The organism is Pararhodobacter sp. SW119 (assembly GCF_017811755.1).
Lineage (GTDB): Bacteria > Pseudomonadota > Alphaproteobacteria > Rhodobacterales > Rhodobacteraceae > Pararhodobacter.
In genome coordinates this window covers 1-4,132 of record NZ_JADDJF010000114.1, presented here as the reverse complement: position 1 = coordinate 4,132, position 4,132 = coordinate 1, and the positions used below count along the sequence as shown (strand labels likewise).

3 protein-coding genes, 1 pseudogene and 1 CRISPR repeat array are annotated in these 4,132 nt (G+C 64.8%); all 4 genes and pseudogenes read left to right on the top strand.

Annotated features, from left to right (window positions below; genetic code table 11):
• Window positions 1-913: type I-E CRISPR-associated endonuclease Cas1e (gene cas1e / locus IM708_RS20500; RefSeq protein ID WP_209428413.1), on the top strand; the 913-nt coding region annotated here is incomplete at its 5' end.
• Window positions 910-1,266 carry a type I-E CRISPR-associated endoribonuclease Cas2e gene (cas2e, locus tag IM708_RS20495; RefSeq protein ID WP_209428412.1) on the top strand — a complete coding sequence of 119 codons (357 nt, stop codon included), beginning with the start codon at window positions 910-912 and terminating at the stop codon, window positions 1,264-1,266. The genes cas1e and cas2e, both read left to right, overlap by 4 nt.
• Before the next feature lie 49 nt (window positions 1,267-1,315).
• Window positions 1,316-2,137: direct repeats of the CRISPR family, unit length 29 nt; unit sequence GCGTTCCCCGCACCCGCGGGGATGACCCG.
• A gap of 840 nt (window positions 2,138-2,977) precedes the next feature.
• Window positions 2,978-3,701: pseudogene (locus IM708_RS20490) on the top strand (hypothetical protein).
• A gap of 75 nt (window positions 3,702-3,776) precedes the next feature.
• A partial coding sequence (locus IM708_RS20485; RefSeq protein ID WP_280861191.1) for an exonuclease domain-containing protein occupies window positions 3,777-4,132 on the top strand: 356 nt, incomplete at its 3' end.

Sequence of the window (4,132 nt, the reverse complement as noted above, 5' to 3'; positions counted from 1 at the left end):
CCCGGGCCTGCCGCCACCCCGTCCAATCCCACTCAAGGATCGTGCGGCAATGATCTTCGTCGAGTATGCCCAGCTCGACATAGACAATGGGTGCTTCGTGGCGATCGATGCAAGTGGCGTGCGCACGGTCATTCCGGTCGGCGGCATCGCGTGCCTAATGATGGAACCCGGCACCCGCGTCAGCCACCGCGCCGCTGCGCTGGCCGCCCGGGCGGGTACACTTCTGGTCTGGGTAGGCGAGGGGGCCGTGCGTCTCTATTCCGCAGGAAGGCCTGGCGGTGCGCGCGCCGACAAACAGCTCTGGCAGGCGAAGATAGCGCTCGACGAGGCGGCGCGGTTGCGGGTGGTCCGCAAGATGTACGAGATGCGCTTCGGCGAACCGGCGCCGCAGCGCCGCTCAATCGACCAACTGCGGGGCATCGAAGGCGTTCGCGTGCGCGAAAGCTATGCCCTGCTCGCCCGCCAGCATGGGGTGGACTGGCACCGACGAGCCTACGATCCCGGCGACTGGACCGCCGCCGACCTTCCCAATCGCTGCCTGTCATCGGCCACCGCCTGCCTCCACGGGCTGACTGAGGCCGCCGTTCTCGCCGCGGGTTATTCGCCCGCCATCGGTTACCTGCATACCGGCAAGGCGCTTTCCTTCGTCTACGATATCGCCGATCTCTGGAAGTTGGAAACAGTGGTGCCCGAGGCCTTCCGCATCGCCGGGATGGCGCAGAAGGGCCGGCTGAAAATGCCGCCCGAACGCGCCGTCCGCCATGCTTGCCGCGACGCATTCCGCCGTGCCCGCCTTCTCGAGAAGATCATTCCACAAATTGAAGAGGTGCTGGAAGCTGGGAAACTGACCCGGCCGCCACCCCCACCCGAGGCCGCCGGCCCCGCCTTCCCTGATCCCGAGGTCGGGCCATGATGGTCGTGGTGCTCACCAACGCTCCGCCGCGGCTGCGTGGGCGGCTGGCCATCTGGCTGCTCGAGATCCGGGCTGGCGTCTATGTCGGCGACTATTCGGCCCGCACGCGCGAGCGCATCTGGGACCAGATCTGCAACTATATCGAGGACGGTGACGCGGTCATGGTCTGGAAGGCACCGACCGATCAGGGCTTCGATTTCGCCACCATCGGAGAAAACCGCCGGATGCCGGTTGACTTGGACGGGCTGAAATTGGTCAGCTTCCAACCGCGCGACAATAGCGCCGCGCCCAGATCTGACGAACCGATTACGGCTGACGACAAACCTCGTCCGGAAGCCGGGAACCATCGGTAGGCTTTTTGACATCGTGATTTCCGTGGTGCATCAGACAGCTGCACGAAGAGCGTTCCCCGCACCCGCGGGGATGACCCGTGCAGCACGCGGCTTGCGCCGTGCCGGCCGCTGCGTTCCCCGCACCCGCGGGGATGACCCGCAGCCGCGATAATCGCCATCAGGGCACCTCGAGCGTTCCCCGCACCCGCGGGGATGACCCGGCGTCACCACCGAATTCCCGCAGGGCTTCGGTGCGTTCCCCGCACCCGCGGGGATGACCCGAACCCGGCATGTTCTCAGCGGACATGTGGACCGCGTTCCCCGCACCCGCGGGGATGACCCGCCCGCCGAGGAACAGGTCGAGCATTTGCGCGCGCGTTCCCCGCACCCGCGGGGATGACCCGGCGCTTGTTCTTGCGCACCGGAACACAGGATCGCGTTCCCCGCACCCGCGGGGATGACCCGGAAACCGCAGTAACCGCCCGCCTGCGCCAGATGCGTTCCCCGCACCCGCGGGGATGACCCGCACCATCTGCCGGATCGTCTCGGCGCTGCATTGCGTTCCCCGCACCCGCGGGGATGACCCGCAGGTGCGCGAGATGTTCCCGCATCACTTCCCGCGTTCCCCGCACCCGCGGGGATGACCCGGCTACGACATAGCAGAGGGGTTAAGGTTTGACGCGTTCCCCGCACCCGCGGGGATGACCCGCCGCCGTGGTGTTGGTCAGGACCGCCGCCAGCGCGTTCCCCGCAGCCGCGGGGATGACCCGATGATGTTGGTCTTTGACGCCAAGGCGCGGAAGCATTCCCCGCCCCTGCGGGGATGACCCGTCAGTGGCCGTTACCCAGCCCTCGGTGATGCCGCGTTCCTCGCGCCCGCGGGGATGACCTGCGAGCGTAGTCGGCGGTCCAGGCGAAGCGCGCGCGCTCCCTGTCCACGTGGGAATTATCTGGAGCCCGAGACATGAACACAGCCCCCGGCAAGCGCTGGCCTGCCGGAGATCAGGGCGGTCCGAGTCGCGGCACATGTCGGGTAGTGGGCCTGCCTCGCGCCGGCAATGGTCAAGCAATGCCTGGCGGCCATCCTTGCGCTCTTGGACTGGCTCGTGAGTTGCCAGGCGTTTAGTGCACCCGCCGCGTCGGTGCGCGGGCGGAGGCACATGGTGCGTCGCTTCAGCGCCCCGGTATCGTGGACACAGCGGTTTGCCTTGTGCTCGAGAGCGACGAGCAGCTCGTTTCAGAAAAGACGAGCAGCTCGTTTCAGAAAAATGGACGAAGATCGCACATTCCTATGCAGAGCGACGTCTTCTTGAAGGAGGAATCCCGCAAACTGTTCGCTGGAGGCCAAATCGGGCCCCCGCAACCAGAATCCTGAAATATATCAGATAGATAGAACCTGACCTAACCAGTCGGGATTTCGGCGTTCAGTTCATGTCAACGCCATGTCAACGTTTTGGGAGTCGCCCTCCGACGCGCCCAGAGCGCCCGACTTTCAGCAGATCAAGAAGCGGGATCGAAGGCGTAGATCGCAGCACGGCGCCCTAACGATGTCGCGGCAAGATCGCTTGATGGCAGAATAGCGCCCTATTCTGCCGTCAAGCGTCGTTGCTGCCAGTCGCCTGCGATCAAACTCCATTGACGCCAGGAGGACTTCACCGCTCTCGAGCGTTGGCGCGATACCGTCGGCTTCAGAGCCGTGGAAACGCGACGCAGCCTGTGGCAACGTCGCGCCATGATCGAGTTTCGCCCGCTCCCTGATGACCATCCCGATCTCGCGCATTCGCCCATGCTGCGGCCAGCACTCCTGACCCTGCAATACGCGCAGGAGCATGGCTCGATCGGGCTGACGAAGACCAAGGCCTTCAAGCGCGTCTTCGTCCATTGGGCGGTCGAGCATTTCGGCTGGCCGGGCAAAGGCGCGGAAGAAATGTTCCGCTACAACAAGGTCATCAACGAATACGAATTCCCGCCGCTCGAGGTCCTTCATTACCTGCTGATCTCACTGCGCCTCGGGCGGCACTACAAGAGTGAGTTCCGGCTGACCAAGCGGGGCGCCGAGCTTGCGGGCGCCCCGGGGCGCCTGTTTGCCGAGCTGATCCCCTATTTCGTGCTCCGGATCGATCACGCCTCCTATGCGCGCTTCGACGAGCGCCCCTTCGGCAAGTGGGATGTCTGGATGAACGTCATCAACGTAGAGGCCGACCACGGCACGACCCGAGGCCGCCTTGTTCCAAGCCTTCTACGGTGAGGCGAAGGACTGGCACACGGCCGGCTGGAGAGAGATGGCCGCGTTCTCGTCCTGCGTGCTGCGGCCGCTCGAATGGGCCGGATTGCTGATGGAAATCCGCGAGGACGGCCCCGGCAAGCATGTGTGCCATGTCTTCAAGACCCCGCTGTGGCGCAGCGCGCTCAAGCTCGACACCGACAACATGCTGCGGCCCATAGCCGTGCAGTGAGGGCCATGCCCTCAATGGCCACGTGCGAGCGCTTTGCTGGATGACGGAATCCCGGGAGCCCGCTAAGCTGCACTGATGAATTTCGCTTTCTACGATCTTGAAACCACCGGCACATCGCCCGCCTTCGATCAACCGCTGCAATTCGCCGCCATTCTGACGGATGGTGAATTCAGGGAGATCGAGCGGGTCAATCTTCGTTGCCGTATCGCGCCGCACATCATCCCCTCGCCTTGGGCGCTGGCGGTTACCGGCGTGCGCCCGGCGCAACTGGTGGATCCCGCATTCCCGACGCTCTTCGAGTTCATGCAGGAGATCGGCGCGCTGATCGAACGCTGGTCGCCCGCGATCTGGACGGGGTTCAACAGCATCCGCTTCGACGAGGAGATGCTGCGCCAGGCCTTCTACCAGAACCTTCAACCCGACATCTTCGC

What these genes read in the sequence shown, in the direction of transcription:
- cas2e (WP_209428412.1), top strand. Translation starts at nt 910, where the DNA reads ATGATGGTCGTGGTGCTCACCAACGCTCCGCCGCGGCTGCGTGGGCGG.